This window comes from Shewanella sp. 10B, from assembly GCF_023475885.1.
Classification (GTDB): Bacteria; Pseudomonadota; Gammaproteobacteria; order Enterobacterales; family Shewanellaceae; genus Shewanella; species Shewanella mangrovisoli.
This window is the reverse complement of sequence record NZ_JAMDJO010000001.1, coordinates 88,293-115,039: the sequence shown is the minus strand read 5'-3', so window position 1 is coordinate 115,039 and position 26,747 is coordinate 88,293. Positions and strand designations below refer to the sequence as shown.

The 26,747-nt window shown below is 48.4% G+C and carries 21 protein-coding genes and 1 tRNA gene; 11 read left to right on the top strand and 11 right to left on the bottom strand.

Annotation, left to right across the window (positions count from 1 at the left end; genetic code table 11):
• The first annotated feature begins 81 nt into the window (after positions 1-81).
• A complete protein-coding gene (gene nhaD, locus M0415_RS00480; protein ID WP_041412728.1) occupies positions 82-1,329 on the top strand; it encodes a sodium:proton antiporter NhaD in 1,248 nt (415 codons plus the stop codon).
• Positions 1,330-1,392: 63 nt separating this feature from the next.
• Here the strand turns inward: nhaD and M0415_RS00475 are convergent, their stop codons facing one another.
• On the bottom strand, positions 1,393-2,493 hold the full coding sequence (locus M0415_RS00475) for a general secretion pathway protein GspB (RefSeq protein ID WP_249556007.1): 1,101 nt from the start codon (positions 2,491-2,493) through the stop codon (positions 1,393-1,395).
• The gene (locus tag M0415_RS00470; protein ID WP_249556008.1) at positions 2,493-4,181 is read right to left on the bottom strand and encodes an ExeA family protein; all 1,689 of its coding nucleotides are present in this window, start codon (positions 4,179-4,181) and stop codon (positions 2,493-2,495) included. The genes M0415_RS00475 and M0415_RS00470 overlap by 1 nt, the downstream gene beginning before the upstream one ends.
• A gap of 174 nt (positions 4,182-4,355) precedes the next feature.
• Between M0415_RS00470 and M0415_RS00465 the strand changes: the two genes are divergently transcribed.
• Positions 4,356-5,606: a multifunctional CCA addition/repair protein gene (locus M0415_RS00465; RefSeq protein WP_249556009.1), complete on the top strand. Its 1,251-nt coding sequence runs from the start codon at positions 4,356-4,358 to the stop codon at positions 5,604-5,606.
• A 234-nt stretch (positions 5,607-5,840) separates the two neighbouring features.
• Complete coding sequence (locus tag M0415_RS00460) at positions 5,841-6,107, top strand: Lpp/OprI family alanine-zipper lipoprotein (RefSeq protein ID WP_011623648.1); 267 nt, start codon at positions 5,841-5,843, stop codon at positions 6,105-6,107.
• Positions 6,108-6,730: 623 nt separating this feature from the next.
• Here the strand turns inward: M0415_RS00460 and M0415_RS00455 are convergent.
• The 4 genes from M0415_RS00455 to folB form a co-directional block, all read right to left on the bottom strand.
• Entirely contained in the window at positions 6,731-7,570 is an 840-nt protein-coding gene (locus M0415_RS00455) for a putative RNA methyltransferase (protein WP_249556010.1), read from the bottom strand.
• Positions 7,571-7,654: 84 nt separating this feature from the next.
• Positions 7,655-8,455, bottom strand: coding sequence for an undecaprenyl-diphosphate phosphatase (locus tag M0415_RS00450; RefSeq protein ID WP_011717919.1), 801 nt, complete (start codon positions 8,453-8,455; stop codon positions 7,655-7,657).
• Between the two features lie 18 nt (positions 8,456-8,473).
• The gene (folK, locus tag M0415_RS00445) at positions 8,474-8,977 is read right to left on the bottom strand and encodes a 2-amino-4-hydroxy-6-hydroxymethyldihydropteridine diphosphokinase (protein WP_249556011.1); all 504 of its coding nucleotides are present in this window, start codon (positions 8,975-8,977) and stop codon (positions 8,474-8,476) included.
• A gap of 55 nt (positions 8,978-9,032) precedes the next feature.
• A complete protein-coding gene (gene folB, locus M0415_RS00440; RefSeq protein ID WP_023266748.1) occupies positions 9,033-9,383 on the bottom strand; it encodes a dihydroneopterin aldolase in 351 nt (116 codons plus the stop codon).
• A 261-nt stretch (positions 9,384-9,644) separates the two neighbouring features.
• Here folB and plsY point away from each other — a divergent pair, with 261 nt between their 5' ends.
• Positions 9,645-10,256, top strand: coding sequence for a glycerol-3-phosphate 1-O-acyltransferase PlsY (gene plsY / locus M0415_RS00435; RefSeq protein ID WP_011717922.1), 612 nt, complete (start codon positions 9,645-9,647; stop codon positions 10,254-10,256).
• A gap of 184 nt (positions 10,257-10,440) precedes the next feature.
• Here the strand turns inward: plsY and tsaD are convergent, their stop codons facing one another.
• Positions 10,441-11,457, bottom strand: coding sequence for a tRNA (adenosine(37)-N6)-threonylcarbamoyltransferase complex transferase subunit TsaD (tsaD, locus tag M0415_RS00430; protein ID WP_249556012.1), 1,017 nt, complete (start codon positions 11,455-11,457; stop codon positions 10,441-10,443).
• A 214-nt stretch (positions 11,458-11,671) separates the two neighbouring features.
• On the opposite strand from tsaD, the gene rpsU reads away from it, so the two are divergent.
• The 5 genes from rpsU to M0415_RS00405 all read left to right on the top strand — a co-directional run bounded on the left by rpsU (position 11,672) and on the right by M0415_RS00405 (position 16,498).
• Positions 11,672-11,887, top strand: coding sequence for a 30S ribosomal protein S21 (gene rpsU / locus M0415_RS00425; protein ID WP_006080725.1), 216 nt, complete (start codon positions 11,672-11,674; stop codon positions 11,885-11,887).
• A gap of 6 nt (positions 11,888-11,893) precedes the next feature.
• The gene (locus M0415_RS00420) at positions 11,894-12,337 is read left to right on the top strand and encodes a GatB/YqeY domain-containing protein (protein WP_011717923.1); all 444 of its coding nucleotides are present in this window, start codon (positions 11,894-11,896) and stop codon (positions 12,335-12,337) included.
• A gap of 83 nt (positions 12,338-12,420) precedes the next feature.
• Positions 12,421-14,145 carry a DNA primase gene (gene dnaG / locus M0415_RS00415; protein ID WP_011626923.1) on the top strand — a complete coding sequence of 575 codons (1,725 nt, stop codon included), beginning with the start codon at positions 12,421-12,423 and terminating at the stop codon, positions 14,143-14,145.
• A gap of 135 nt (positions 14,146-14,280) precedes the next feature.
• The gene (gene rpoD / locus M0415_RS00410; protein ID WP_086903108.1) at positions 14,281-16,131 is read left to right on the top strand and encodes an RNA polymerase sigma factor RpoD; all 1,851 of its coding nucleotides are present in this window, start codon (positions 14,281-14,283) and stop codon (positions 16,129-16,131) included.
• A gap of 290 nt (positions 16,132-16,421) precedes the next feature.
• A tRNA-Ile gene (locus M0415_RS00405) sits at positions 16,422-16,498 on the top strand.
• Between the two features lie 227 nt (positions 16,499-16,725).
• Here the strand turns inward: M0415_RS00405 and M0415_RS00400 are convergent.
• The gene (locus M0415_RS00400; protein ID WP_249556013.1) at positions 16,726-18,846 is read right to left on the bottom strand and encodes a methyl-accepting chemotaxis protein; all 2,121 of its coding nucleotides are present in this window, start codon (positions 18,844-18,846) and stop codon (positions 16,726-16,728) included.
• 418 nt (positions 18,847-19,264) lie between these two features.
• On the opposite strand from M0415_RS00400, the gene M0415_RS00395 reads away from it, so the two are divergent.
• Positions 19,265-20,815 carry a peptide MFS transporter gene (locus M0415_RS00395; RefSeq protein WP_011717927.1) on the top strand — a complete coding sequence of 517 codons (1,551 nt, stop codon included), beginning with the start codon at positions 19,265-19,267 and terminating at the stop codon, positions 20,813-20,815.
• A 369-nt stretch (positions 20,816-21,184) separates the two neighbouring features.
• Positions 21,185-22,243 carry an LLM class flavin-dependent oxidoreductase gene (locus M0415_RS00390; protein ID WP_249556014.1) on the top strand — a complete coding sequence of 353 codons (1,059 nt, stop codon included), beginning with the start codon at positions 21,185-21,187 and terminating at the stop codon, positions 22,241-22,243.
• 53 nt (positions 22,244-22,296) lie between these two features.
• Here M0415_RS00390 and gabT read toward each other — a convergent pair whose 3' ends face one another.
• From gabT to M0415_RS00375, 3 genes are all read right to left on the bottom strand, one after another.
• Positions 22,297-23,574 (bottom strand): 4-aminobutyrate--2-oxoglutarate transaminase, encoded by a 1,278-nt coding sequence (gabT, locus tag M0415_RS00385; RefSeq protein ID WP_249556015.1) that lies wholly within the window; start codon positions 23,572-23,574, stop codon positions 22,297-22,299.
• Positions 23,575-23,676: 102 nt separating this feature from the next.
• Complete coding sequence (gabD, locus tag M0415_RS00380) at positions 23,677-25,125, bottom strand: NADP-dependent succinate-semialdehyde dehydrogenase (RefSeq protein WP_208659696.1); 1,449 nt, start codon at positions 25,123-25,125, stop codon at positions 23,677-23,679.
• A 56-nt stretch (positions 25,126-25,181) separates the two neighbouring features.
• Positions 25,182-26,468: an NAD(P)/FAD-dependent oxidoreductase gene (locus M0415_RS00375; RefSeq protein ID WP_249556016.1), complete on the bottom strand. Its 1,287-nt coding sequence runs from the start codon at positions 26,466-26,468 to the stop codon at positions 25,182-25,184.
• Positions 26,469-26,747 lie beyond the last annotated feature (279 nt).

Below are 26,747 nucleotides of genomic sequence, written 5' to 3'. Positions count from 1 at the left end.
CTTAATTTAGCCTTGATAATGCCACTCAATAGCTCGCCTTTGGCTTGCCACGACATTAAAACAGCAGTTGGAATTGCAGTTATGTTATATACCTTTCTGATCATACTGGCGGTGCTTGCATTGCTCAGTATTATTTTCGAAGAAGTCACCCACCTTAATAAAGCAAAAACCACCTTATTCTTTGGCTGTATTTCCTGGGTAGCACTGTTTATGGCTGCCGGAGACGCCAACCATGAGAAATTGGTTGCCCATCAACTCAATGAAAACTTGCTCGAAATTGCCACATTGTGGCTGTTTTTGATGTCGACAATGACCTTTGTGGCCTATCTTAACGCCAAAGGTATGATCCAAATCATGGTGCAGAAGTTGTTCCCGCAGAAGGTATCTGTACGCTTGTTAATGATCCAAGTGGCCTTATTCGCGCTTATCCTGTCGGCTTTCTGTGATAACGTCACCGCGACCTTAGTGTCTTTAGGCTTGTTAACAACCTTTAAGCTCGAGAAGCAAATGCGCCGCAGAATGGCGGTGTTGATTATTTTCGCCGTGAACTCCGGCGGTGTGGCTCTGATCACCGGTGACGTTACCACCCTGATGATCTTCTTAGGCGGCCACGTACACATCTCCGAACTGTTGATGCTGTTTATCCCATCTGCCGTGAGTGTGATTTTACTGGCGACGCTGTTCTCATTGAAGGCTGAAGGCGTGGTGTCCACCACCCCGATTAAGCACAGCTATCAAACCGTGGATCTGCTAATTGCCTTAGTGTTCTTCTGCACGATCCTGATGACCATGCTGCTGAACATTCTCTTCGGTATTCCACCGGTACTGACCTTCTTAACCGGTCTGTCGATTATGTTCCTTATCGGCCACACCACCCGCAGTGATAAAGAAGAAATCAAGATCCTCGAATATATTCGCCAAGTCGAATACGACACTCTGTTGTTCTTCTTAGGAATTTTACTGCTGGTGGGTATGCTTAAAGAAATCGGCACCTTAGATATGCTGACCGAAGCTTACAGCCTGTTTAATCCAAACATCTCTAACTTCGTTACAGGTATGGGTTCAGCCCTTATCGATAACGTGCCATTGACGGCTGCGCTTCTTAAAGCAGAGCCTGTGCTCAACACCCCAGAATGGTTAGGCTTAACCTACAGTGTGGGCGTGGGTGGTTCACTATTAGTGATTGGTTCGGCTGCGGGTATCGTCGCCATGAGCAAAGTAAAAGAGCTGACTTTCGTAAGCTACCTGAAATATGTGCCAGCCCTGTTCCTATGCTACAGCGTGGGTTACGCCCTGACCTTATTCTTGGCTTACAACTTCTTCGCTTAAGTTTTGATTTTAAGCGATAAAAAAGGCGCCCATCGGCGCCTTTTTTGTTTGTAATATAACAAGTTAAATCGCAGGCACCCTAAACTGCGTGCCTTGGATTTCGAGCACTACATCCCGTGGGCGAATCGCAATAATCTTTAACTTGCCCCCAATCTGGTCGCCTTCCTGTAACTCGGCGCCATCGACATTCAACCAACGCTGACTCGCATCCGTCGAATAAACGTGGGCAACAATATTAAATTCAGGCACTTGAAGCTGTAACCCCGCGGGCAGTTGCCCATATTTAGGAATATCGTCGTTTTCGACCTTAGGAATAGGATCAAGCTTGGGCTCTGTTACCGGCGTTTTAGCCGCTTTCACATATTCCACATCCTTGAGCGCATCCTGAAAATTCGCGACTAACTCATCCTCTTTGCGGCTCTGCGCCGTTTCTAAGCCCACATCGGCCGCCGCCGCATTAACTTGCTCACGTAGTGCCTCGAGTGTCGCTAAGCCCTGACGATTCGCATTAGCGCCCAACATAATAGGCTCTGACTCGCTCGTATCCTGTGGCGCAACGTTTTCGATTGAGGGTTGCTGCGTTCGGGTCGTTTCATCTAAGGCGGCAGAAGTTGCCAGATAGTCGTCATAGCTCGGGTCCGCACTGGCTGAAGCGGATGCCGTGGTAGCCTGTGTCGAACTCATGTTGAGGTTCTGATAAGGCTGCACGTTTGCAGGCACCTCATTTAATACCTGCTCCCTTGGCAGTGCCACTTTGCCCGCTAATCGAAACCCTGATGATTCTGCTGAGGTTTGCCCTGCTCCACCAGTTTGCAACGCAGCGCGAGTAACTACACCTGCAGAGGCGCGAACACCTTCGGCAGATGGCTGCACAGTAGAGGCTGTCTGTGGCGTGTATTCAGCCTTTGTATCAGCCATGCTTGGATTGATAGTGCTAGGCGCCACATTCACTATCGACATCGCATTTTGCTGTTGCCAATTCGCCACGCCCCACGCCACACCCACACCAAGCGCCACCGCGACGGCGAGTAGGGATAATTTTGCCACGGGGAATGCAGATTTACGCGCCGTAGGATAACTTGCCCTCGGCGTTAATACCGCATCGGGTAAGGGTGAAGTTTGTTGCTGCTTATTACGGGTTACCGCATCGAGTAAAATGGACATTAACTCTGCGCTCCCTTATCCGTGAGGCGCGGTCCCTGATCACTTAAATACAAATTCAGTCTCACTAAGGTTTGATTACCTGCAATCCCGTCGGCCTTTAAACCATGTTGGCTTTGGAAAGCTTTCAGATCGTTCTCTAATTTCAGATCAAATTGAGACACCCGGCGCGAAGGTCGGTTAGCCACATGGGCAAGGGCGTTTTCAAGCCATTGTAATTGTCCAGGACTCGACTTCTGACTGATTTCCAGCATAGGCAAGTTAGGCGCCTGCCAGAGAATTTCAAAGGTGCCACTAAAATGTTGATTGAACCAGGCTCTATCGACCCAAAGCTGCTGCTCGCCCAACTGCATCAATAGCTGATCAGCATCGACGGCTATCACAGCGCCATAAAAATCTTGTTGGTTATCATCCACTAAATACACAACCGCGGGATAATTGAGCCGTGTGAGCGACATCCAATTGCCCTGCTGTTGATAGCAGGAAAGCCCCTGCTCCAGCGCCGACTGGCACGCGGTTAAGCCTTTAAAGGGGACTTTACCCCACACATTAAAGAGGCCTGCAAAGGCGGTATCGATACTGCGGCTTTGTTTGATGGCCTCCTGCAACACCCGCACACTCGGATCTGGCGCCGCAAGTGTTTGCGGCTCGCTAGCCACTGGTGCACTCTGGGTTGCTGCTTGTGTTTGCTCCGGCTGAATACTATTAGCTTGAGTTGATACTTGAGTTGCAGCAGGTGTCGTTTGGCTCACTTGTGTCACAGGCGAGTTAGCCACATTGGCAACTGCAGGGCTTTCGGTAAATAACCAATAAGACACGCCGAAAGCCACAACCAATGCCGCCGCAATAGCGCTCGGCCACAAGAGTTTATTTTGCTGTGGTTCTTCTTCGCCTAATACCTCAGCCGCAGCTTGTCTCACCATATGGTGATCGATAGGCACCTTAGATTGTGCATAACCCGCCATCAAGGCACGTTCGCACAGCAAGTTAATTAACCGCGGAATGCCGCCACTGTATTTGTGCAGCACTTTAATGGCTTTGCGAGTAAAAAGCGGTTCGAAACGACCTGCCACCTGTAAACGGTGCAACACATAGAGTGCGATTTCATCTTCATTCAGAGGCAATAGATGATAACGGGCAGTAATACGCTGGGCTAACTGTCTAAGCTCTTGCCGTTTAAGCAGCAATTGCAGCTCTGGCTGACCAATTAAGATCACCTGCAGCAGTTTTTTGGTGTCGGTCTCAAGATTGGTGAGCAGCCTTAATTGCTCTAATACTTCGGCACGCAGATGCTGCGCCTCATCGATGATGAGTACGGTATTGCGGCCTTTCTCATGATTAGCCAGTAAAAAACGACTCAAATGGTCAGTGAGTTGTTTCAGGGTTGGTTTTTCACCATAGCTAATCTTCAATTCATCACAGAGCGTGGCGAGTAACTCCAGCTCCGTCAGCGAAGGATTTAAAATAAATGCAGTGTCGGTATTATCAGGCAATTGCCCAAGTAAACAACGAGATACTGTCGTTTTCCCCGTGCCGACCTCCCCCGTCAACAACACAAAGCCCCCAGTTTCACCCAGTCCATAGGTCAAATGGGCTAAGGCCTCTCTGTGCCTGTCACTCAAAAATAAATAATGGGGATTGGGTGCAATCGAAAAAGGGTTATCACTGAGTCCATAAAAGGCCTTGTACATACCACCAATCATCCTAAGCTAAAAATAACGCCCCACGTTAAAACGTCCCAATGATATTGTCAAAACATCCGCAACATGGATGTGACATCCCAATAAATATCTGCACCCAAATTCGACTCGCCATCACCTCATCATGTTAAGCTAGCTTTATGACACACTAGCTAAAGTATTCCTGTGAAAATTTATTTAGTGGGCGGAGCTGTACGAGACAGCCTGCTCAATCTCCCTATAAAAGATAAAGATTTTATGGTTGTCGGCGCGACTCCGGAGCAAATGCAGCAGTTAGGTTATCGCCAGGTAGGTAAAGACTTCCCAGTCTTTTTGCACCCTAAAACCCAACAAGAATATGCATTAGCACGCACAGAGCGCAAAGTCGGCCTCGGCTATGGCGGTTTCAGCTGTTACGCCAGTCCGGATGTCACCCTAGAGCAAGACCTGCTGAGACGCGATTTAACCATTAATGCCATCGCCCAAGATGAGGCGGGTAACTTGTACGATCCTTACCATGGCATCGCCGATATCAACGCGCGTAAGCTGAGACATGTGTCGGACGCCTTTGCTGAAGATCCGCTGCGAGTATTAAGGGTTGCCCGTTTTGCCGCACGTTTTCATGACTTAGGCTTCGAGATTGCCGATGAAACCATGGCGTTAATGCAGCACATGAGCCAAACCGAGGAGTTAACCGCCCTTACCCCAGAGCGCGTCTGGCAAGAAGTCGATAAGAGTCTTAGCGGCCCTCACCCAGAAGTCTTTTTCGAGGTGCTACGCCAATGTGGCGCCTTGAATATTCTTTTCCCTGAGATTGAGGCGCTTTTTGGTGTGCCACAACCAGAAAAATGGCACCCAGAGATAGACACAGGTTTGCACACTATGTTGGTGTTAGCTCAAGCGTCCGCTCTGACAGAGGAAAGTGCCGTGCGTTTTGCCGCCCTAGTGCATGACTTGGGTAAAGCATTAAGCCCTAAAGAGCATTGGCCTAAACACCATGGTCATGGACAAAAGGGCTTACCCGTCATTAAAAGTCTGTGTGAACGCTTGCGGATCCCCAACGAGTATCGCGATCTAGCGCTCTTGGTGAGCGACCAACATCAGAATGTACACCAAGCTTTTGAGTTAAGAAGCGAAACCATCATCAAACTCTTCGATAAAGCCGATTTTTGGCGTAAACCGGAACGGCTGGAGCAACTTCTATTAGCCTGTCTCGCCGATATGCGTGGCCGAACCGGATTCGAGCATCACGCCTATCCACAAGGCGATTATCTTTCTGCTTGTTTTTTAGCCGCCAATACGGTCGATGTGAAGGCTATTATTGCGGCAGGTTTTCAAGGTGCACAGATAAAACAGGCGCTCAATTCGAAGCGGATAGAGGTTGTTGAGCAAGTGAAACTCAACTGGCAGCAATCCCAAGCCAAACAAACGCCATAAAATTGTAATATTTTTGTAAATGCGACCACACTTTCTGGTAAATACAGTGCCATTTTTCGATGAAAAAGGCCGATATAACCGCGAAAAAACGCTTTTAAAAAAAATTTATATGTCTATAGTGGTTAAACGCATTAATATTCGTAGCAAATTAAAATAGCTATGTCATAATTAGGCAGTTTCGATTCCAAAGTGACGAAACATTCAAATCCAACCTATTTTAAGGGATTTTTTACAATGAACAAAAAAGTACTGATGATTGCTGGTTTAGCAATGACTGCCCTACTAGGTGGTTGTGCAAACACTACTGCTCTGGAAGAAAGCGTTGCAACTCTGGGCAACAAAGTTGATCAATTGTCAGCTGATGTTAGCTCTCTGAAATCAGAGCAAAGCAAACTGTCTGCAGACGTTAAAGATGCTAAAGCAGCAGCTATGGACGCACAAGCAGAAGCTAAGCGCGCTAACGACCGTCTAGACAACGTTGCTTCTCGTTACAAGAAGTAATGGTAAGTAATTAACCTGTAATTCAGCAGGTTAGCATAAAAGGCTTGAGAGAGATGAAAGCGAATAGCACATCCATCCAAGCCTTTTTTTATGGCCTAAGTTAATCCAAGCACCCATCTTATCTCTAAAAATCATCTCCAATTTAAACCTACACTTTCTCAGCTCCCTAGCCCTTTACACTCACCATCTCTTTAAAACTCATTCGGCTTAACGGCAATACCAGTTCAAAACCGAAGTTCATCGCTCATTTGTTTTAAGTGGATTTGATTTTTAATCTCATCCATAAACTGAGATTTTAAGTTTTCTTAATCTCCACGAATCTTTTTGCTTAAAACTTTATTTTTGCCCCAGTGTTATCGTCGGCATTTTAAAGAAACTGCAACGCGACAAACTGAGGCTATTAGGGAAACAAAGGCAATAAACTGGTAATAATTGTGAGAGACAAAAGTGTAATAAAGATAAAGTTTAAGGGACGCCGTTTCGCATTTACATTAAAACAACATAAAAAGCTCGATTAGTATCATAGACTTGCATAATTCGCCCTATTCAAGCACCCAGAAACGCATTCTCTAAGCTAATGAATAGATTAAAAAACATCCTGTTTAATTAGGTATTTTGGCCTATTAGGACTCAATTAAAGACTTTTGCGCTAAGACCAAAACAAAATCAATTTCCAGCGTATCGAAGGCTTTCGTCCGAATAAGGTGTTTAACTTGTTCAGAAGCTCGCCACGCATAGGGTGTCATATCCAGCAAGACCAGCGCTTGTTCACCCGTAACGGACAAACTAAATTGCAATTGCTGCTGTTCTTTGACAATTAAACCCGAAGGTAAGTTAATTTGGGGCGTTTTTTCAGTCAGTTCCGGATAAATACACTCTCTGATTTGCCACAAATGCCGCGCCCCCGGGATCACCTGTAATATCAAGCCCTGATCTTTAAGGACTCGAACGCATTCCTTCCCCTTCAACGGCTTATCGACCACAGTGATAAGGTCAATGCAATTGTCGGCAAAAGGCAGCACTTTTGAGGTGCTTAAGCACAGTGTTGCAGGGGTTTGCGCTTTGGCCGCAGCAAAAATAGTATTTTCTGCGTCCGCTACGCCGCTGTACTGGACGTTTAGCTCGTTTGTGAGATTAGGTAGCGCAGAAGCTAAAGCACGCAAATAGAAGCCGTCAGCGCACTCGTAGTCCAATAGGCAATCATCGGCTTTCAGATGTGGGGCGATCATCGCCGCCATCTTTTCAACTAAAGGTGAAAAAATCCCCGACTCAAGCAAGAAACGCTTTGCCCGCACTTGCTGACGGGAGTCGCCAGTTGGCTTTTGCCGTGCCGGTTTAGTAAAAATCCAATAACCCGCTTCGTTTTTATCAAAATGGTGCTTATTCGCACAGTAAAAACCTTGGGATGCCTGATGCTGCATCAGTGCCGAACCACAGGTAGGACATTGAAATTGAAGGCCCATAACTTACTCCGTTAACGAAAATCCGCGCCTAAAAACACAAAAATCGGGTACTAGACCCGATTTTTTAGCCATGACGCCCCTGTATTATAGGAAGATAAATCCACATAACACAGCACCGAGGATGAGGCGATAAATCACAAATGGCGTCATACCCATACGGCTGATGATTTTTAAGAAATAGTGAATACACAGATAGGCGGCCACAAATGAAATCACAGTGCCGAGTGTCAGTGCTTGATAATCAATGGGAAGCGGGCTTTCAGCCAAATCTTTACCCACTAAAATCGCCGCGCCTAAGCTGACAGGCACAGACATCAAGAACGAGAAACGCGCAGCGGCATCACGGCTAAGACCTAACATCAGCGCGGCCGTCATCGTCGCGCCCGAGCGTGAAGTACCTGGGATTAACGCCAGCGCCTGAGCAAAACCAATTAATAACGCCTTGCGCCAACCCGTTTGATAAACCGTCAAGTCACGGCGCGACATCTTATCTGCCCACCAGAGCAGCAAACCAAAGACCACAGTCGTCACGGCGATCACACCAGCGCTGCGCAAATGGGTTTCGATAAAGTCTTTGGCCATAAAGCCAAAAAACACTGCGGGTAAAGTGGCAAGAATGATCCACCAGGCTAACTTACTGTCATCGGAATGCTGACCTTTTACCATACTGGCAATCCAAGCCTTGAACATGGCCCAGAGTTCATTGCGAAAATAAATCACCACGGCGAATAATGAGCCCGTGTTCACGGCAACGTCGAAGGATAAGCCTTGGTCTTCCCAGCCTAAAAGCTGTGCGGGTAGGATAAGGTGCGCCGAACTAGAAATGGGGAGGAACTCTGTTAATCCTTGAATTAACGCTAAAATAATTACCTGAAACGTATCCATGACAATCCTATCAATCAATTAAAAAGTGAGCCCATGAGGCCATTCAAAGGCTACTGGCCACAGCTTTTGCGACGCTTTATCATATTCATCCCACATTACGGCATAGGTTTTCTGCTGCAATGGGTGAACCAAATCGGGGGCGATTTCCGCTAAAGGCCAAAGCACAAAAGCATTAGTGACAATTTCGGCGCGGGGCAGAACCACTGGGGTCTGACAAACGACATCATCATATAGCAATAGGTCAATATCTAAGGTTCTTGGACTAAACTTTTTGGCCCCCACCAACCGGCCGTGATTCTGCTCGATTTGCTTAAACTGCGCAACTACCTCAGCAATATTCAGGCTCGTTTGTGCACAGGCCACCATGTTTAAAAAGTTAGTGCCATCGAACCCTACGGCTTCACTCTCATACATAGAGGAAAGCTGCAGTGGACCAAAGTGCTCTCGTAATGACTGTAAGCCCGCCTTCAGATAGCGAGAAGGTTCTATATTACTGCCTAAACTAATGTATATACGTGCCATACCCATGTCCGAACCGTCTGCCTAACTAAGCTAAAACCCGAATCTACAGTAACGATTAGCGTGAGCGTTCAATCTCAACCCCAACGGCAGCAGCCGAAGGTACTGCACCGGGTTTCATCACCACGACTTTCACCCAATTGACCTTAAACTCGTTGAGCACACATTCGGCCACTCGCTCGGCAACGGTTTCGATTAACTCGATGGGCTTTTCGGTGACGAGCTGAGTCAGGCGGTTCGACACCGTCTCGTAGCAGAGCGCGTATTGATAGTCGTCGCTTGCCGCGGCGGCCTTATTATCCCAAGCCATGTCGAGATCCAAAAACAGGCTCTGCTGGATTTTCTTTTCCCATTCATAGACGCCAATCACAGTATCAATACGTAATTGTCGAATAAGCACTTTATCCATACTAATTCCTACTAACTCATGCCAATGAGGTCTGATAAGCTAAACGCGATAGTGTCTGTATAATCCGCCGTTCGATGGAACGACTAATTTACTTTCTACTCGGACCAATCCGAAGTAGGATAACGCCCAAATGGATTTGTTCGTTCAGAAACTATCGCAACTTGATAAGTCGCGTTATCGCTATCGCTTATGACTGAATGCTTGCCAAGAGGCTGTTTAATTGTGGCGCGATAATACCTTAAGACGTGTAAGGAAACCAATGTGAGTCAATTAACACTGACACTTTTGATGATTGTGGCCGCCTATTTAGCCGGTTCTGTCTCAAGTGCTGTGCTAGTGTGTAGGATGAGAGGCCTACCCGACCCCAGATTGCAAGGCTCAGGCAACCCCGGAGCCACCAACGTGCTGCGCATTGGCGGCGCAAGCTCGGCTGCCATGGTGTTATTTTTCGATATGCTTAAGGGCGCCTTACCCACTTATCTTGCCTATTTGATGGGAATCGACGCCATTTCCCTTGGTTTGATCGCCATCGCCGCCTGTCTTGGTCATATCTATCCGATATTTTTTGGTTTTAAAGGTGGCAAAGGCGTGGCGACCGCTTTTGGTGCTATGGCGCCGATTGGCGATGACTTGGCCATCTGCTTGATGGCATCTTGGGTCGTCTTAGTCCTGATCAGCCGCTACTCTTCCCTCGCTGCTATTATCACCGCCCTACTGGCACCACTTTATACTTGGTGGCTGGATGACAGATTTACGATCCCCGTCGCTATGCTCTCAACCCTGATTATCATCCGCCATAAAGAAAATATTCAGCGGTTACTGAAAGGTGAAGAGTCTAAGGTGTCACGTAAAAAGCGTCCTAAAGCACCTTAGTTATGTAACACTCTAGTTACTCAACACCATAGCTACACTAAAAATACTCACGCCGAGAAATGGCTTGGTAGTTCATTCTAGAAACAATATGCAAGTGACTAATCCAAGAGAACAATCCAAGAGAACCATAAAAAACAGCGCATCATGCGCTGTTTTTTATTTTGCTGACTTAGCCTGCAATAACTTATGCAACAGGCGGTAAGGTATCGAGTGGCCATCTCGGCTGACCTTTAACCGCTAAGTCTTCCTGTTGGCCTGCCTTTAAACGCTGCAGGCCAGCGAAGGCGATCATGGCGCCATTGTCAGTACAAAACTCACCACGAGGATAATAAACTCGGCCACCGATAGAGGTCATCATCTCGGCCAAGGTTTCTCGTAAACGCGTATTGGCACTCACGCCACCTGCTATAACTAAACGGTTATAGCCTGTTTGTTTTAACGCGCGGCGACATTTTATCGCGAGCGTATCGACGACCGCTTCTTCAAAGGCGCGGGCGATGTTCGCGCGGGTTTGCTCATCATCGGGCTCGGCGGCAATGGTATTGGCGGTAAAGGTTTTAAGCCCTGAGAAGCTAAAATCGAGTCCGGGTTTGTCGGTCATTGGGCGCGGAAATTGATAACCTGCGGGCTCACCTTTGGCAGCCAGTTTCGCAAGCCGTGGACCGCCAGGATAATCCAACCCCATTAACTTAGCGGTTTTATCGAAGGCTTCACCGGCGGCGTCATCCACCGACTCACCTAAGACTTCATAAAGGCCGATACCATCAACCTTTACTAACATTGAGTGACCGCCAGACACTAACAGTGCCACAAAGGGAAACTCAGGCGCATCGTCTTCCAGCATTGGCGCCAGCAAATGCCCTTCCATATGGTGCACGCCGATGGCGGGTTTGTTCCAAGCAAAGGCAAGTGAGCGGCCAACACAGGCGCCCACTAATAAAGCACCGATAAGGCCTGGGCCTTTGGTGTAGGCAATACCATCTAAATCGGCAATCTCGGTATTGGCATTTTTCAACGCTTGGCGGATCAGCGGGACAATTTTGCGCACATGGTCGCGGGAAGCCAGTTCAGGCACAACCCCACCATAATCCGCATGCAACTTAACCTGACTATATAAAGCATGGGAAAGTAAACCCAGCTTATCGTCATAGACGGCAATACCTGTCTCGTCACAAGATGTCTCAATACCTAGAACCCGCATGGTGCCTCATATCCAAATTACCAAAGGGCGCTAATTCTACCTGTATGATGACAATTACTCCAGTCGCCGATCATCATATTCCCGTAGCCAAACCCGCCACACAGGATTAGGGCTTTACAAGCCTAGTTGTCTCGGTATAAAATTCCGCACCATTTTAAATACACTTGGTTCAAGCAATTGAACCACACAACCTACACCTAAGGGGTGATGGCGTATGCCAATTATTAAAGTACGTGAAAACGAACCATTCGACGTAGCTCTGCGTCGTTTCAAGCGCTCTTGTGAAAAAGCTGGTATTTTAGCTGACGTGCGTGCTCGTGAATTCTACGAGAAGCCAACTACTGCACGTAAGCGCGCTAAAGCAGCTGCAGTTAAACGTTTAGCTAAAAAGCTTTCTCGCGAAAACGCACGTCGCGTACGTTTATACTAATCTCTTATGAGCCTAATTGATCAGCTAAAAGACCATATGAAACAGGCCATGATCGCCAAAGAGAAGGCGAGATTGAGTACTATTCGTATGGCACTTGCAGCCATCAAACAGATTGAAGTGGATACCCGCGAAACCCTGAATGATGAGCAGGTTATAGCTGTCTTAACCAAAATGGTGAAACAACGTCGCGATTCGATTGCTCAATATGAAGCAGCGGGTCGTAGCGAGTTGGCCGCAGCAGAAGCAGAAGAGATTCAAGTTATTGAAACTTTCCTGCCGACTCCCCTCTCTGAGGCGGAAATTGCTGCGTTCATCGATGCCGCTATTGCTGAAATAGGCGCATCCTCCATGGCGGATATGGGCAAAGTAATGGGAGCATTAAAACCTAAAGTTCAAGGACGTGCAGACATGGGCGCTATCGGCGCTATGATCCGTGCAAAATTGCAATAATTAGCGTTTCAATGTATGAACAAGCCGTGCCTATGCGCGGCTTGTTTGTTTAAATTCGCGCAAGGCGAGATTTTAAGCACTCAATGGCAATACCTCGTGATTTTATCAATGAGCTAATCGCTCGCACCGACATTGTCGAACTTATCGACCGCAAGGTGCCCTTGAAAAAGGCGGGTAAAAACTACTCGGCCTGTTGTCCTTTTCATAGCGAAAAATCACCTTCGTTTACCGTTAGCCGCGATAAACAGTTTTATCATTGTTTTGGCTGCGGTGCCCACGGCAACGCCATCGATTTTGTGATGGAGTACGACAGACTCGACTTTGTCGATGCCATAGAAGATCTTGCCGGACAACTGGGCTTAGAAGTCCCAAGGGAACAAGGCACGGGTAAACGCCAAGACGATGGCCTAAGCCGTGATCTATACCAATTAATGGAAGAAGCGAGCCGCTTTTTTCAAACTCAGTTAAGACAACACCAAGACAAGCAAAAAGTCATCGACTACCTCGCCTATCGCGGATTATCCGATGATATTGTTGAGCATTTTGGGATTGGTTTTGCGCCCGACGGTTGGGATGGCTTATTAAGCCGCTACCGACATAGTCAAGATGCACAGGATAAACTCCTGACCGCAGGCATGCTGATCAGCAATGACAGCGGTAAAAGATACGACAGATTCCGTGACCGCCTGATGTTTCCTATTCGCGACCGCCGTGGTCGTGTGATTGGATTTGGTGGCAGAGTATTGGGAGATGGCACCCCCAAGTACTTGAATTCGCCAGAAACGCCCATATTTCATAAGGGCAATGAACTCTACGGACTATACGAGCTAAAACAACGTCATCGCGATCCCGATAAGGTACTGATTGTCGAAGGCTATATGGATGTGGTCGCCCTCGCCCAATATGGCGTGGATTACGCGGTCGCCTCCCTTGGCACATCGACGACGGCTGAACAATTCCAATTGTTGCTGCGTAGTGCTAAGGAAGTGATTTGTTGTTATGACGGCGATAGAGCCGGTAATGAGGCCGCCTGGCGCGCCTTAGAAACTGCTTTACCCCTACTCAAACCTGGGGACAAAGTGCGTTTTATGTTTTTACCTCAATCTGAAGATCCGGATTCAATGGTTCGTAAGATTGGTAAAGACGCCTTCGAGCAAATGATGGAAAGTGCCATCACGCTGCCCGAATTTTTGTTTGATACATTAGCGACAAAATTTGGTACCGATAAAGGTAACTTAGCCAAACAAGCCTTTGGCCTAATTGAAAAAATTCAAGATACTGTGCTGCAAAACCTACTGCTTGAGAACTTAGCTCACAAGTTAGGCATGAACAGCTCAGACGATATGAAGAAAAAACTGGGTTTTAGTGTCAAACAAACTAAGCCCACAGCATCAACGGGACTCAAAGGACGCGGTACACCATTGCGACTTGCCATCGCCTTGTTAGTACAGCATCCCGAGCTGGGCGTGGGATTATCCCCACAACCGGCATTAAACCATCTGCAAATGCCAGGCATCGACTTGCTGCCATTGCTGTTGGAATTAACACGAGAGCATAGGTTAAACAGCGCACAACTACTTGAGCAATTCAGAGACAGCCCCCACAGCGGGACGCTGCATAAATTAGCCCAATGGGACCATCAAGTGGCGGATGAAAACCTGCTCGAAAAGTTTAAACAGACCCTGGTTTGGTTGAACAATCAATATATTGAACAACGATATCAGGAATTGAGTCTAAAACAGACCCATACTAAGGAAGAGAAGATCCAGCTGCAGAAGCTGATCTCAGTCATGAAAGGACTAAACTGAGGCAAAAATGTCCTCAATCAGTATCCCAGTGACTAGCACAGGTAAGTGCACATGGCTATAATTGACGATTTGCGCGGCACTTAGCACAAGCTAACTGTCCGTCGTTGTAACAGTTTCCCAACTTGGATGATATCTATGGATCATACTCCGCAGTCGCAACTCAAGCTGTTGCTTGCCAAAGGTAAAGAGCAAGGTTACTTAACCTATGCAGAAGTGAACGATCACTTACCTGCAGACATGGTCGATTCTGACCAGATCGAAGATATTATCCAGATGATAAATGACATGGGTATTCGGGTGTTCGAAGAAGCACCAGATGCCGATGACATGATGATGTCGGAAGACAACACAGACGAAGATGCAGCGGAAGAAGCCGCAGCCGCCCTTGCCACAGTAGAAAGTGAGCTAGGCCGCACCACAGACCCAGTGCGTATGTACATGCGCGAAATGGGTACCGTTGAACTGCTGACCCGTGAAGGCGAAATCGTTATCGCCAAACGCATCGAAGAAGGCATTAACACAGTTCAAAGCTCTGTCGCCGAATACCCACAAGCGATCGCCATGATCCTTGAGCAGTACGACCAGTACGAAGCCGACGAACTGCGCCTGTCTGATATTATCTCTGGATTTGTTAACCCGGACGAAGAAGACCTAGGTCCAACAGCGACTCATATCGGTTCTGAATTATCGGAAGAAGATCTCGATGATGAAGATGACGATGAAGACGACGAAGACGAAGACGGTGATGGCGAAGGCGATGACGATGGCAACAAGGGTCCCGACCCTGAAGAAGCGCGTGAACGCTTTAGCCAATTAAGAACCGCCTACGAAAACGCGCTTAAAATCATCGATGCCAAAGGTCGTGAACACCCAGAATCGATTCAAGCACTGTTTGAAATCGGCGAGATTTTCAAAGAGTTCCGCCTCGTACCTAAGCAATTCGACCGCTTAGTGAAAAGCATGCGCTCTATGATGGACCGAGTGCGCGTTCAAGAGCGTTTACTGATGAAGCTCTGTGTCGAACAGGCCAAAATGCCTAAGAAGAACTTTGTAAAATTCTTCACCGGTAACGAAACCAATCTTGATTGGTTCGATGCAGAAAAGAACTCAAACAAGCCTTATGCCGAAGGCTTAAGAATGGTTGAAGAAGACGTACAGCGTTGCCGTAGCAAGCTGGCCGCCATCGAAGAAGAAACTGGCTTAGTGATTGCCGCCATTAAAGATATCAACCGTCGTATGTCAATCGGTGAAGCCAAGGCTCGCCGTGCGAAGAAAGAAATGGTTGAGGCAAACTTACGTTTGGTAATTTCTATCGCGAAGAAATACACCAACCGTGGTCTACAATTCTTGGATCTTATCCAAGAAGGTAACATCGGTCTGATGAAGGCCGTTGATAAGTTCGAATACCGTCGTGGTTACAAGTTCTCGACCTATGCAACTTGGTGGATCCGTCAGGCAATCACCCGCTCAATCGCGGACCAAGCCCGTACGATCCGTATTCCAGTACATATGATCGAAACCATCAACAAGCTGAACCGTATCTCTCGCCAAATGCTGCAGGAAATGGGCCGTGAGCCCTCACCTGAAGAACTGGCAGAGCGTATGATGATGCCGGAAGATAAGATCCGTAAGGTACTGAAAATCGCTAAAGAACCTATCTCCATGGAAACCCCAATCGGTGACGATGAAGATTCGCATTTAGGTGATTTTATCGAGGATACTACCCTCGAATTACCACTGGACAGCGCCACCAGCGAAAGCCTGAAGAGCGCTACTCATGAGGTATTAGCAGGCTTAACGGCCCGTGAAGCGAAAGTACTGCGTATGCGTTTTGGTATCGACATGAATACCGACCACACGCTGGAAGAAGTGGGTAAACAATTTGACGTAACCCGTGAGCGTATCCGTCAAATCGAGGCGAAAGCCCTGCGTAAACTGCGCCACCCTTCACGTTCGGAAATCTTAAAGTCGTTCTTAGACGAATAGTCAACCGAAGCATCGATTCTAAGCCCCGCCTAGCGGGGCTTTTTATTGCCCCTATTAACATCCCCGAAAATCCCCGCTGAATTTCAATCGTTAAGCTCTCTTTCAAAATCAAATGGTTAAAAATTTCTTTCCCATTCAGACGATATAAAATCCCTAAGCAAAAACCACAGTTGATTAACAGATAACCACTTGAATCAATTCGGTGAATTTCATCAAAAAACACGGGTGACAAGCGCAAACAAGCTTAGTATACTGCCACTCGCTTTAGGTAATGACGATTGCCTTTAGTCGGCCCCTTAGCTCAGTTGGTTAGAGCACACGACTCATAATCGTTAGGTCCACGGTTCAAGTCCGTGAGGGGCCACCACCCAATTCAACAAAAAAGCCCATTTGATAATGGGCTTTTTTGTGTCTGTCATCAGTCGATACTCACTCGTCCCCACGCGCGTCATTTCCGATAACCAACTCAAACGCGATTTCGATTTGTCTCTTTAGGCTATTGCTAGAATAAGATTAAAAATAAAGGCGCTGAGTGAAATCCACTTAAGCGCCTTGATACATTTCCCTTGCGCACATTGTGCAAGGCTCCTCGATTTAGGTCTTTAACTTACCTAATTGTTGATGCTGCTGTTTCACCAGTTCGGCGAGGACCACACTGCTTTGCTGCGCTTCACCCGCAAGGCGCGCCAGCTCCGAGGCCGAATCGGAAATGCCGGTGATATTACGGTTAACTTCTTCAGTGACCGCGCTTTGTTCTTCCGCTGCGGCGGCAATATGCGTCACCTGAGAAGAGATTTCTTCTATCTGACTGACCATAGAGTTAAGCAAGGTGAGTGCTTGCTCGGTTTGCGACACGGCCATTTGCGCACGCTCAGCACCTTTATCAATAATGCCAGAGGCACTATTCACTTCTTGCTGCAGGGCATCAATTAGCACACTGATATCATCGGTCGAACTTTGGGTTTTAGAGGCAAGCGCCCTCACCTCATCGGCCACCACGGCAAATCCCCGCCCTTGTTCGCCGGCCCGCGCCGCCTCAATCGCGGCGTTCAACGCCAGCAAGTTGGTTTGCGCGGCAATAGAGCTAATCACCTCGAGAATACGGCTGATATTGGTGCTGCTTTCAGCCACTTTGCTCACGGCTACTTTTGCCTGCATCGACTCCTGCGACATTGTGGTTACGTATTCCATGGCCTTAGTCAGGCTCTCTTCACTGAGACGTACATTGCGGGACATGGCTTCGGTTTCCGCAGCCGTTTGCTCAGAGGCTTTAGCCACTTCAAGCGCCGTAGCACTCATCTCATTGACCGCGGTTACCACGCTCTCGATTTCGCCATACTGACGATGGACACTATCGCGAGTCAACTCGGCAATTTGCGCCGAGGAGAGACTTTCCTCCTGGGTGCGTCCCGCGAGCGTTTTTAACTCGCTGATCAAGTCTTTTAACTTATGGATAAAGGAGTTAAAGCCTTTACCCAGTGCAATCAATTCTGCATGGGCATCGACCACAATGGATTGGGTTAAATCACCATCGGCACTGGCCAAGTGTTCCACACGGCCTTGGATCATCCTCAGCGGTGCAATAATGCTGCGGATCACTATGCTGATGGTAACCACGGCCAGAATAGACACGGCTAAACCGACCATCAACAAGATGCTGCCAAGGGATGTGGCCATTTCATCCATTTTGTCATTCAACTCAATGGAGCTCTTAAAGGCTTGAGCTTTAGGGACTTGGATGGCCAGTGACCATTCCGCTTTCGCCAATGGGATTTTTATCGGATAGGCCACGATAATCTCATCATCGCTCGCCATGTAACCGCCATTTTTATGTAACGCGACTATCTGTGACGCAAGCTTAGGATCGATAGATTCACTCAGAGGACGCGCTTTTTTGCTGTAATGGCTCGCGGCGACCACTAAACCACGGGTACTCAGTAGGGTCACTTTAGCTTGACCGCCATAGAGGCTCTTGGAGAGCTTATCAATCAGCGCTTGAAACACGGGCAAGTTCACATCAACGCCCACCACCCCGATGAACTGTTTATGTTTCACCACTGGGACGGTTAAGGATGTCATCAAAGCCGTATTACCAGGGCTGATTTCATAGAGATAAGGTTCCATTAAACAAGGTTTTAGAGTTTCCTTGGCACAGAGATACCATTCGGCTTCACGGATCCCAAACTCGTTTAAGGTCGAGACATATTTTTCAGCAGAGTCATCCACTTGATGATGTTCGACTGTACCATCATCGTTGCGAGTGTAATACACCTCCAATGCCCCCGATGATGCGACGCTGTGGCTAACCTCAACATTTAAAAATTCACTGTCGAGCCCGTCGTAACCATTGGGCTCAAACTGCGCATACATGGAGGATATCTGGTTGTTTTTCTTTAATACCGCCGCCACGGCCAGCTCTAAACGGTCACGCTTTAATGGCAGATCTTCCGCCGTGCTCTCCAACATGCCGGAAAAGGAAAACGGGATCCGATAGGCTTCATTGATAAAGCCCGCCACCATCTCGCCATATTCGCCCGCACGGGCTTCGAGTTTGTCACGGGTTTCCGTTTGTAGTGTCTCTTGTACCTGATTAGACAGCTCTGTGTTTTGGTCCGAAAGGGTCCACCAGAGGCTGATGGAGAGAATGGCGACAATTGAGAGGAATAAGGCGGAAGTGATCCACAACAACTTAGTACTGATGGACAAATGCTTCATCGAGTAAACTCCAAAAGATAGAAGGTCAAGAGCCTAATTATTTTGATCTAGTTCATTTTTATTTTTGCTTCTCAGTTTAAAAAATAGCACTCAGTCACGAGATTACCAGCCTTTAAGATAGTGAATTGTTAAGCGTAAGTAAAACTTTTAACTGACTCCTTTTCGGCAAATCGTGGAATTATTTCGGTTAGCTGAGAGTTTGATATTTATCGTGAAACGACATGCTCTGACATGACTCAACTCACAATAAGCGCCGCGAGTTGAGCACTATTTTTTTACAAAAATTAATTCCAGATTAAAAATGACCATTTCATTTGTAACAAAGTCTATTCTGTAGCGTTGTGGCATTGGTTTGCACAGACTATCGCCTTATACTCTTGGCCTCTAACACAAAACAACAATAACGGAAGCAAGCTTTATGACTCTTGGTACCAATCAGGTAAGCAAGACACATTCGTTTATGACTGTGTCACTTATCGAATTATGGGAACGTTTTGGTTATTACGGCATGCAGGCGCTGATCGTGTACTTTATGGTGCAGCGTCTTGGCTTTGATGACTCCCGTGCAAACTTAGTTTGGAGTGCCTGTGCGGCGCTAATTTACGTGTCACCTGCCATCGGTGGTTGGGTTGGGGATAAAATTCTCGGCACCAAACGCACTATGCTACTCGGTGCGGGGATTTTGTCTGTAGGTTATGCATTGATGACAGTGCCGACCGAAAACACTTGGTTTATGTTCTCCGCACTTGGGGTGATTGTGGTCGGTAACGGCCTATTTAAACCCAATGCGGGTAACTTAGTCCGTAAGATCTACGAAGGTGATGATTCTAAAATCGATAGCGCCTTTACCATCTACTATATGGCGGTAAACGTAGGTTCGACCTTCTCTATGCTGTTAACGCCTTGGATTAAGGATTATGTTAACGCGCAATACGGTAATGAATTTGGCTGGCATGCTGCCTTTGCCGTGTGCTGTGTGGGCTTAATCGTCGGCTTAGGTAACTATGCCCTGATGCACAAGAGCCTCGCCAACTATGGTTCAGAGCCTGATACTCGCCCAGTCAATAAGAAGAACTTGGCTATCGTTTTAGTATTAGCGGCGCTTTCCGTTGTGGCTTCTGCCATTATTCTTGAATATGAAGATGTTGCTCGAGTGTTCGTGTATGCCGCGGGTGTGGCGGTATTAGGGATTTTCTTCCACTTAATTCGTACCAGTGAGCCAAGCGAGCGGGCCGGCCTTATCGCGGCGCTAATCCTCACAGTGCAGACGGTATTCTTCTTTATCTTCTATCAACAAATGTCGACCTCACTGGCCCTATTTGCGCTGCGTAACGTCGATTGGGATTTCCAAGTCTTTGGTACCCATTTGTGGACTTGGTCTCCGGCACAGTTCCAAGCATTGAATCCAATCTGGATCATGGTGTTAAGCCCAGTGTTGGCTTGGAGTTATTCATGGGCAGGTCGCAACAATAAAGACTTTTCGATTGCCGCTAAGTTCGCCTTAGGGTTTGCGGTTGTCGCAATTGGCTTCTTTATCTACGGTTTTGCTGGCCAATTTGCCGTTGAGGGTAAAACCTCTTCTTGGGTGATGATTTGGGGTTACGCCTCTTACTCACTCGGTGAACTGCTGGTGAGTGGTCTTGGTTTAGCCATGATCGCCCGCTATGTACCGGCTCGCATGGGCGGCTTTATGATGGGCGCCTATTTCGTGGCATCGGGTATTTCCCAGTACTTGGGCGGCGTTGTGGCTAACTTTGCCAGCGTGCCACAGGACTTAGTCGACCCACTGCAAACTCTGCCAGTTTATACTAATCTATTCAATAAATTAGGTATTGCGGCCGTGGTATGTACTTTTATCGCCTTAGCCGTATTACCGCTGATGCGCCGCTTGACCGAAAGTCATCACGCTCATAACAGTATTGAAGATAACGCGGCGGCCTCACTACGTGATGTGAAAGCCGAGCAATAATCCTTCACTCACATAAGCCATATGTGAGCGATAAAAACTGCCGACAAGAATCGCTTGCGGCAGTTTTTTTATACCTTTAGGTTACTGCTCATCACCAAACAATCTGAACTTTCAGTGCCGACTTTTCATATATCGGCTTGGGATAAGGCTTTCACCCCTGTTTGCAAAACTAAGATGTTCGGTTCCAATTTTAACTCAGTGTTAAGCTCAAGCCTTGAGCTTGTTTATCATTGATACGTCACCATATCCTAGGGTAAGACTCCATCAGCACTGACAGAACAATCGCTTTAGCACCCACCACATTCATCCGTGGGAGGCCAAATAAAGCCGCTGCCAAAGAGCTGACTCACGCAAAGAGGCGCTTAATTTATGGCTACATCATCCACATCAACCTCATCCGCCGCCCCATCGCAGGCCGTTCCAGCGGCTAAATCTCCCCTGGCGGATATACCCTTTTCACTGTTAGAACTCGCCCCCGTACGTCAAGGCGCCAGCATCGGAGACACGCTACGCGCCAGCCTGCAATACGCTAAGGTTGCCGATGACTTAGGTTTTAATCGATTCTGGTTTGCCGAGCACCACAATATGCCCGGTATCGCCAGCGCCGCAACATCGGTATTAATTGGCTATATTGCCGAGAATACTAAACGCATTCGCGTCGGTGCGGGCGGGATTATGCTGCCCAACCATGCGCCCCTAGTGGTTGCCGAGCAGTTTGGTACGCTCGAAAGTCTTTATCCTGGACGTATCGATTTAGGGCTTGGCCGCGCCCCTGGGAGCGATCAAATCACCAGCCGCGCCCTTAACCGCGATATGAGCCGCGCGGAGCAATTTCCCGCCGAGGTGAGCGAGTTACAAACTTTGCTCGGCGACTACAGTGGCCATCATCCCGTAAGAGCGATTCCCGGCGAAGGCACCCATGTACCGATTTGGCTACTTGGTTCGAGCCTGTTTAGCGCCCAGCTTGCGGCACAGCGCGGCTTACCCTATGTCTTTGCAGGGCATTTTGCGCCAAGATTCCTCTACGATGCGATTGAGATTTACCGCCGCGACTTTAAGCCATCCAAGGTGTTGGATAAGCCCTATGTCATGCTTGGCCTGCCGCTTATCGCCGCCGAGACGGACGCCGAAGCCGAATACTTGAGTACCACCTCCAAGCAACGGGTACTTGCGCTGATCCGTGGTGAAGCGCTGTGGTTAAAACCGCCCGTGAACAGTATGAATGGCTTGTGGAGCGAGCAGGAAAAAACCTATGTCGATAACTTCTTAGGCTTATCCGTCACCGGTGGCCCCACCAGCATCAAGCACCGCTTAGAGATGATAGTGAAGGAGTTAGGTGTCGATGAGTTTATCTTTACTAACGATTTGTATGATCAGGACAAACGTGAGCGCGCGCTACAAATCCTGATGGAAATTAAAAGAACTTAAGCGTTAACCCACGCCATAAAAAATCCCGCCTAAGCGGGATTTTTTTATCTCTATTAACCTTTTAACACGGCATCGAAGCAGGCTTTAAGAATGCCCAGCCCCGCAGCGAGCTGCTCGTCTGGCACTGTCAATGGCACCAAAATACGCAGCACGTTTCCGTAAGTGCCACAGGAAAGGAGAATCAATCCTCGGTTTCTGGCCTCGGCTAAGATTTGGGCACAGTACTGAGGCGCGGGTTTACCATCCTCCATCAACTCAATGGCTATCATCGCCCCTAGACCACGTACATCGGCGATTTGAGGATGTTCAACCTGCATAGTGTTTAGCGCCGACTTAATCCGTTCGCCAATTGCATTGGCACGTTCAAGCAGCTTTTCCTCTTCAAACACCTCAAGTACGGCGAGCGCCGCCGCACAGGCCAGCGGATTACCGCCGTAGGTACCGCCAAGGCCACCGGGGCCGATGGCATCCATGACTTCAGCTTTACCCGTAATACCAGAAAGAGGGAAACCACCGGCAATGGATTTAGCAAAGGTGGTGATATCGGCGCTCACACCCATTTGCTCCATGGCGAAGAAGGTCCCGGTACGACCCGCACCCGTTTGCACTTCATCGGCGATCAACATAATACCTTCACGGTCGCAAAGCGCGCGTAAACGCTGCATAAAGGCTGGCGATGCCGCATAGAATCCACCTTCACCCTGCACAGGCTCGAGGATGATGGCCGCAATATCGCTCGGCTCGGCATCATTTTTAAAGATACGTTCGATAGAGGCCATCGCATCATCATCTGACACGCCGTGCAGCGCACAGGGGAACTCGGCGCGGAACACATTAGCCGACATTAATCCCATACCTTTACTGTAAGGCGCGACCTTTCCCGTTAATGCCAGCGCCGCCATAGTGCGACCATGGTAACCCGAGGTAAAGGCAATCACGCCCGCCCGCTTAGTGTATGCCCGAGCCACTTTAACCGCGTTTTCAACCGCCTCTGAGCCGCTGGTGAATAAGGCCGTCTTCTTGGCAAAATCCCCCGGCACTAACTGATTCAGTTTTTCACAGACTTGAATATAACTTTCGTAGCCAAGCACCATAAAACAGGTGTGGGAGAAGTCCTCAAGCTGCGCCGCAACGGCCGCCTTCACCTTAGGATGTAAATGCCCAGTGTTAAGCACCGCAATACCACCCGCAAAATCGATAAACTCTCGACCTTCAACATCCCACACGGTCGCGTTTTCGGCGCGAGCAGTAAAAACAGGATGAATTTGACCAACACCGCCTGCGACTGCGGCTTGGCGACGTGCCATCAATGAATCATTGGTTGTGCTCATTTAGTATTCCTTGCTCGCGTGCCTAACTTGGCTATACACAAATGTCGATAACAATGCCTATGCCCAAAGGGCTACCACTGGCGGTCTATCCCAAACTGATGCTTAAACAGACATACAGATATATTTGATTTCTAAATATTCTTCGATGCCGAACTTAGAACCTTCTCGACCGAGCCCTGAGGATTTCATTCCGCCAAACGGCGCGACTTCGGTGGAAATCAACCCTGTGTTGACGCCCACCATGCCGTATTCCAATGCCTCGGCCACTTTCCACACGAGTGAGATATCACGACCATAAAAATAAGCCGCTAACCCAAACTCGGTATCATTGGCTTGCTTAATCACATCGTCCACATCGGTAAACTTAAACAGCGGCGCCAGTGGGCCAAAGGTTTCTTCACGGGCGACACGCATACTGCTATCAACATGCGTCAGTACCGTTGGCTCGAAGAAGTTGCCACCTAAGCTATGGGGCTTACCGCCCGCAACCACAGTCGCCCCTTTGCTGAGGGCATCCTCAAGATGGCTCTGGACTTTTTCGACCGCCGCGCGATTGATAAGCGGTCCCGTAGTTACGCCCTCGCCAATGCCCTCACCCACCTTTAATTTACCCACGGCAATGCTGAGCTTACGGGCAAATTCGTCATACACGCCCGCCTGAACATAAATGCGGTTAGCGCAGACACAGGTTTGCCCCGCATTGCGATACTTAGCGATCATGGCGCCTTCAACCGCCGCATCGATATTGGCATCGTCGAATACGATAAATGGCGCGTTGCCACCTAATTCTAAAGATAATTTCTTCAGCGTCGGCGCGCATTGCTCCATTAACTTAATGCCCACCTGGGTCGAGCCGGTGAAAGACAACTTACGCACGACTGGGTTGCTGCACATCTCATTACCAATACCGATAGCATCGCCAGTGATCACGCTGAACACCCCAGCGGGGATCCCGGCGCGCTCGGCAAGCACGGCCAAGGCTAATGCGGTAAATGGCGTTTGCGGTGCTGGTTTCACCACCATAGTACAACCAGCAGCCAGTGCTGGCGCGGCTTTACGGGTGATCATCGCCGCAGGGAAGTTCCAGGGAGTAATGGCCGCAGTCACGCCCACGGGCTGCTTAATCACCATGATGCGTTTATCACCCTGATGCCCAGGAATCGTATCGCCATAGACGCGTTTCGCCTCTTCGGCGAACCATTCGATAAAGGAGGCGGCGTAGGTGACTTCACCCTTAGCTTCGGCGAGGGGCTTGCCCTGCTCAGTGGTCATCATTAGCGCTAAGTCATCGCTGTTTTCATTGAGTAATTCAAACCAACGACGCAGCTTGGCACCACGCTCTTTTGCGGTAAGTGCTCGCCATGCAGGCAAGGCCGCCTCGGCTGCCGCAATCGCCGCTTGAGTTTCGGCTTGCCCCATCACAGGGACACTTGCGATAACCGCGCCCGTTGCGGGATTGGCGATAGCGACTGTTTCTTTTGACTGCGCATCGCACCACTGACCATTGATATAACATTGCTGACGCAGCAGACTCGGGTCTTTTAACAACACAGGAAATTCCTCTCGCTGCGAGGTAATGCCTTACCTCGTATAAAAAATTAAATAAATTAGATACCTAATTTATCTCTTAGACTGTAATACCATGCCCCCAGCGCACTAAAAGGCACACGTAAGGCGTGACCGCCTGGGAAGGGATAATGGGGCAGCGCCGCAAAAGCATCGAAACGCGTGGCTTGACCATTGAGCATTTCGGCAATTAACTTACCTGCCAAGTGGGTATACGTGACGCCATGGCCACTACAACCCTGTGAATAATAGATATTTTTACCAATACGGCCGACCTGTGGTAAACGCGATAAGGTCAATAAAAAGTTACCCGTCCACGCATAATCAACCTTAACTCCTTTTAACTGTGGGAAGGTTTTGAGCATATTCGGAATAATCAGAGATTCGATATCCGCGGGATCGCGGGCACCATACACAACACCACCGCCGTAGATCAGGCGCTTGTCGCCAGACAGCCTAAAATAATCGAGCAGATAGTTACAATCTTCGACGCAGTAGTCTTGAGGTAACAGACTTGCGGCCAACTCTTCGTCCAAGGGCTCTGTGGTGATCACTTGGGTGCCGCAGGGCATGGATTTAGCTTGCAATTCAGGCATAAGTTTACCGAGGTAAGCGTTACCCGCCACCACCACAAACTTGGCTTTTACGCTGCCCTTTGCGGTGTGCACTACAGGACTTTCGCCTTCGTCGACCCGCAGCACTGCTGAGTCTTCAAAAATTTTTCCGCCGAGGGATTCTACCGCACGGGCTTCACCCAAGGCTAAATTCAGCGGATGAATATGGCCGCCGCTCTTATCTAACATACCGCCGACATAGCGCTCAGTATTTACCACAGAACGAATGCTGTTTGCATCGAGCAGCTCTAGCTTGCCCACGTGGCCATGGCTTTCCCATAACTGCTTTTGATGGCGTAAATGGCCCATTTGCTTTTCGTTCATCGCCGCAAATACGCCGCCATCCTTTAGATCGCAGTCTATGTTGTACTTAGCGATACGTTCACGGATGATGCGTCCGCCCTCGAAGGCCATTTGTCCAAAGAGCTTGGCTTGTTCTTTGCCGACGGTTTTTTCAATGGTATCAATGTCACGGCTATAGCTGTTGACGATTTGTCCGCCATTACGCCCCGAGGCGCCCCAGCCAATTCGCGCCGCTTCGAGCACCACCACACTAAAACCCGATTCGAGTAAATGCAGTGCGGCAGACAGGCCTGTGTACCCCGCGCCAATCACACAAACATCGGCTTCAATCGATTCCTGTAAACGCGCGCGCTCAACCTTATCGTTGGACGAAGCCGCATAATATGATCCAGTGTGAGGTATGGCTGACATGATGTTCCCTTGATTTTTATGTTCATTATTTTAAACAACTATCACATCCTACACCTTCAAATCGGGAAACACTAGCCATAAAAGCACAATAATTTACACAATGTTTGATATTTCAAACAAAGTATCCTTGATGCCTTAAACGGATTTGAAAATTACTGTGGAGGCACAGATAAGAAGACTTGGAGGGCTGAGATAAGGATGGCCTTAGCAATCAAGGCCATCCTTTTAGCGAGAAAAGACAACTCAGTGTGTGTTCGCTCTGTGTTTGTTCACTCTGTG

Excerpts from the sequence above, each read along its gene's own strand:
- nhaD (WP_041412728.1), top strand. The coding sequence starts at position 82 with ATGTTATATACCTTTCTGATCATACTGGCGGTGCTTGCATTGCTCAGT.
- rpsU (WP_006080725.1), top strand. The coding sequence starts at position 11,672 with ATGCCAATTATTAAAGTACGTGAAAACGAACCATTCGACGTAGCTCTG.
- M0415_RS00375 (WP_249556016.1), bottom strand. The coding sequence starts at position 26,468 with ATGTCAGCCATACCTCACACTGGATCATATTATGCGGCTTCGTCCAAC.
- gabT (WP_249556015.1), bottom strand. The coding sequence starts at position 23,574 with ATGAGCACAACCAATGATTCATTGATGGCACGTCGCCAAGCCGCAGTC.
- M0415_RS00395 (WP_011717927.1), top strand. The coding sequence starts at position 19,265 with ATGACTCTTGGTACCAATCAGGTAAGCAAGACACATTCGTTTATGACT.
- M0415_RS00420 (WP_011717923.1), top strand. The coding sequence starts at position 11,894 with ATGAGCCTAATTGATCAGCTAAAAGACCATATGAAACAGGCCATGATC.
- M0415_RS00475 (WP_249556007.1), bottom strand. The coding sequence starts at position 2,493 with ATGTCCATTTTACTCGATGCGGTAACCCGTAATAAGCAGCAACAAACT.
- M0415_RS00390 (WP_249556014.1), top strand. The coding sequence starts at position 21,185 with ATGGCTACATCATCCACATCAACCTCATCCGCCGCCCCATCGCAGGCC.
- M0415_RS00470 (WP_249556008.1), bottom strand. The coding sequence starts at position 4,181 with ATGTACAAGGCCTTTTATGGACTCAGTGATAACCCTTTTTCGATTGCA.
- tsaD (WP_249556012.1), bottom strand. The coding sequence starts at position 11,457 with ATGCGGGTTCTAGGTATTGAGACATCTTGTGACGAGACAGGTATTGCC.
- M0415_RS00450 (WP_011717919.1), bottom strand. The coding sequence starts at position 8,455 with ATGGATACGTTTCAGGTAATTATTTTAGCGTTAATTCAAGGATTAACA.
- folB (WP_023266748.1), bottom strand. The coding sequence starts at position 9,383 with ATGGATAAAGTGCTTATTCGACAATTACGTATTGATACTGTGATTGGC.
- rpoD (WP_086903108.1), top strand. The coding sequence starts at position 14,281 with ATGGATCATACTCCGCAGTCGCAACTCAAGCTGTTGCTTGCCAAAGGT.
- folK (WP_249556011.1), bottom strand. The coding sequence starts at position 8,977 with ATGGCACGTATATACATTAGTTTAGGCAGTAATATAGAACCTTCTCGC.
- M0415_RS00455 (WP_249556010.1), bottom strand. The coding sequence starts at position 7,570 with ATGGGCCTTCAATTTCAATGTCCTACCTGTGGTTCGGCACTGATGCAG.
- M0415_RS00400 (WP_249556013.1), bottom strand. The coding sequence starts at position 18,846 with ATGAAGCATTTGTCCATCAGTACTAAGTTGTTGTGGATCACTTCCGCC.
- dnaG (WP_011626923.1), top strand. The coding sequence starts at position 12,421 with ATGGCAATACCTCGTGATTTTATCAATGAGCTAATCGCTCGCACCGAC.
- M0415_RS00460 (WP_011623648.1), top strand. The coding sequence starts at position 5,841 with ATGAACAAAAAAGTACTGATGATTGCTGGTTTAGCAATGACTGCCCTA.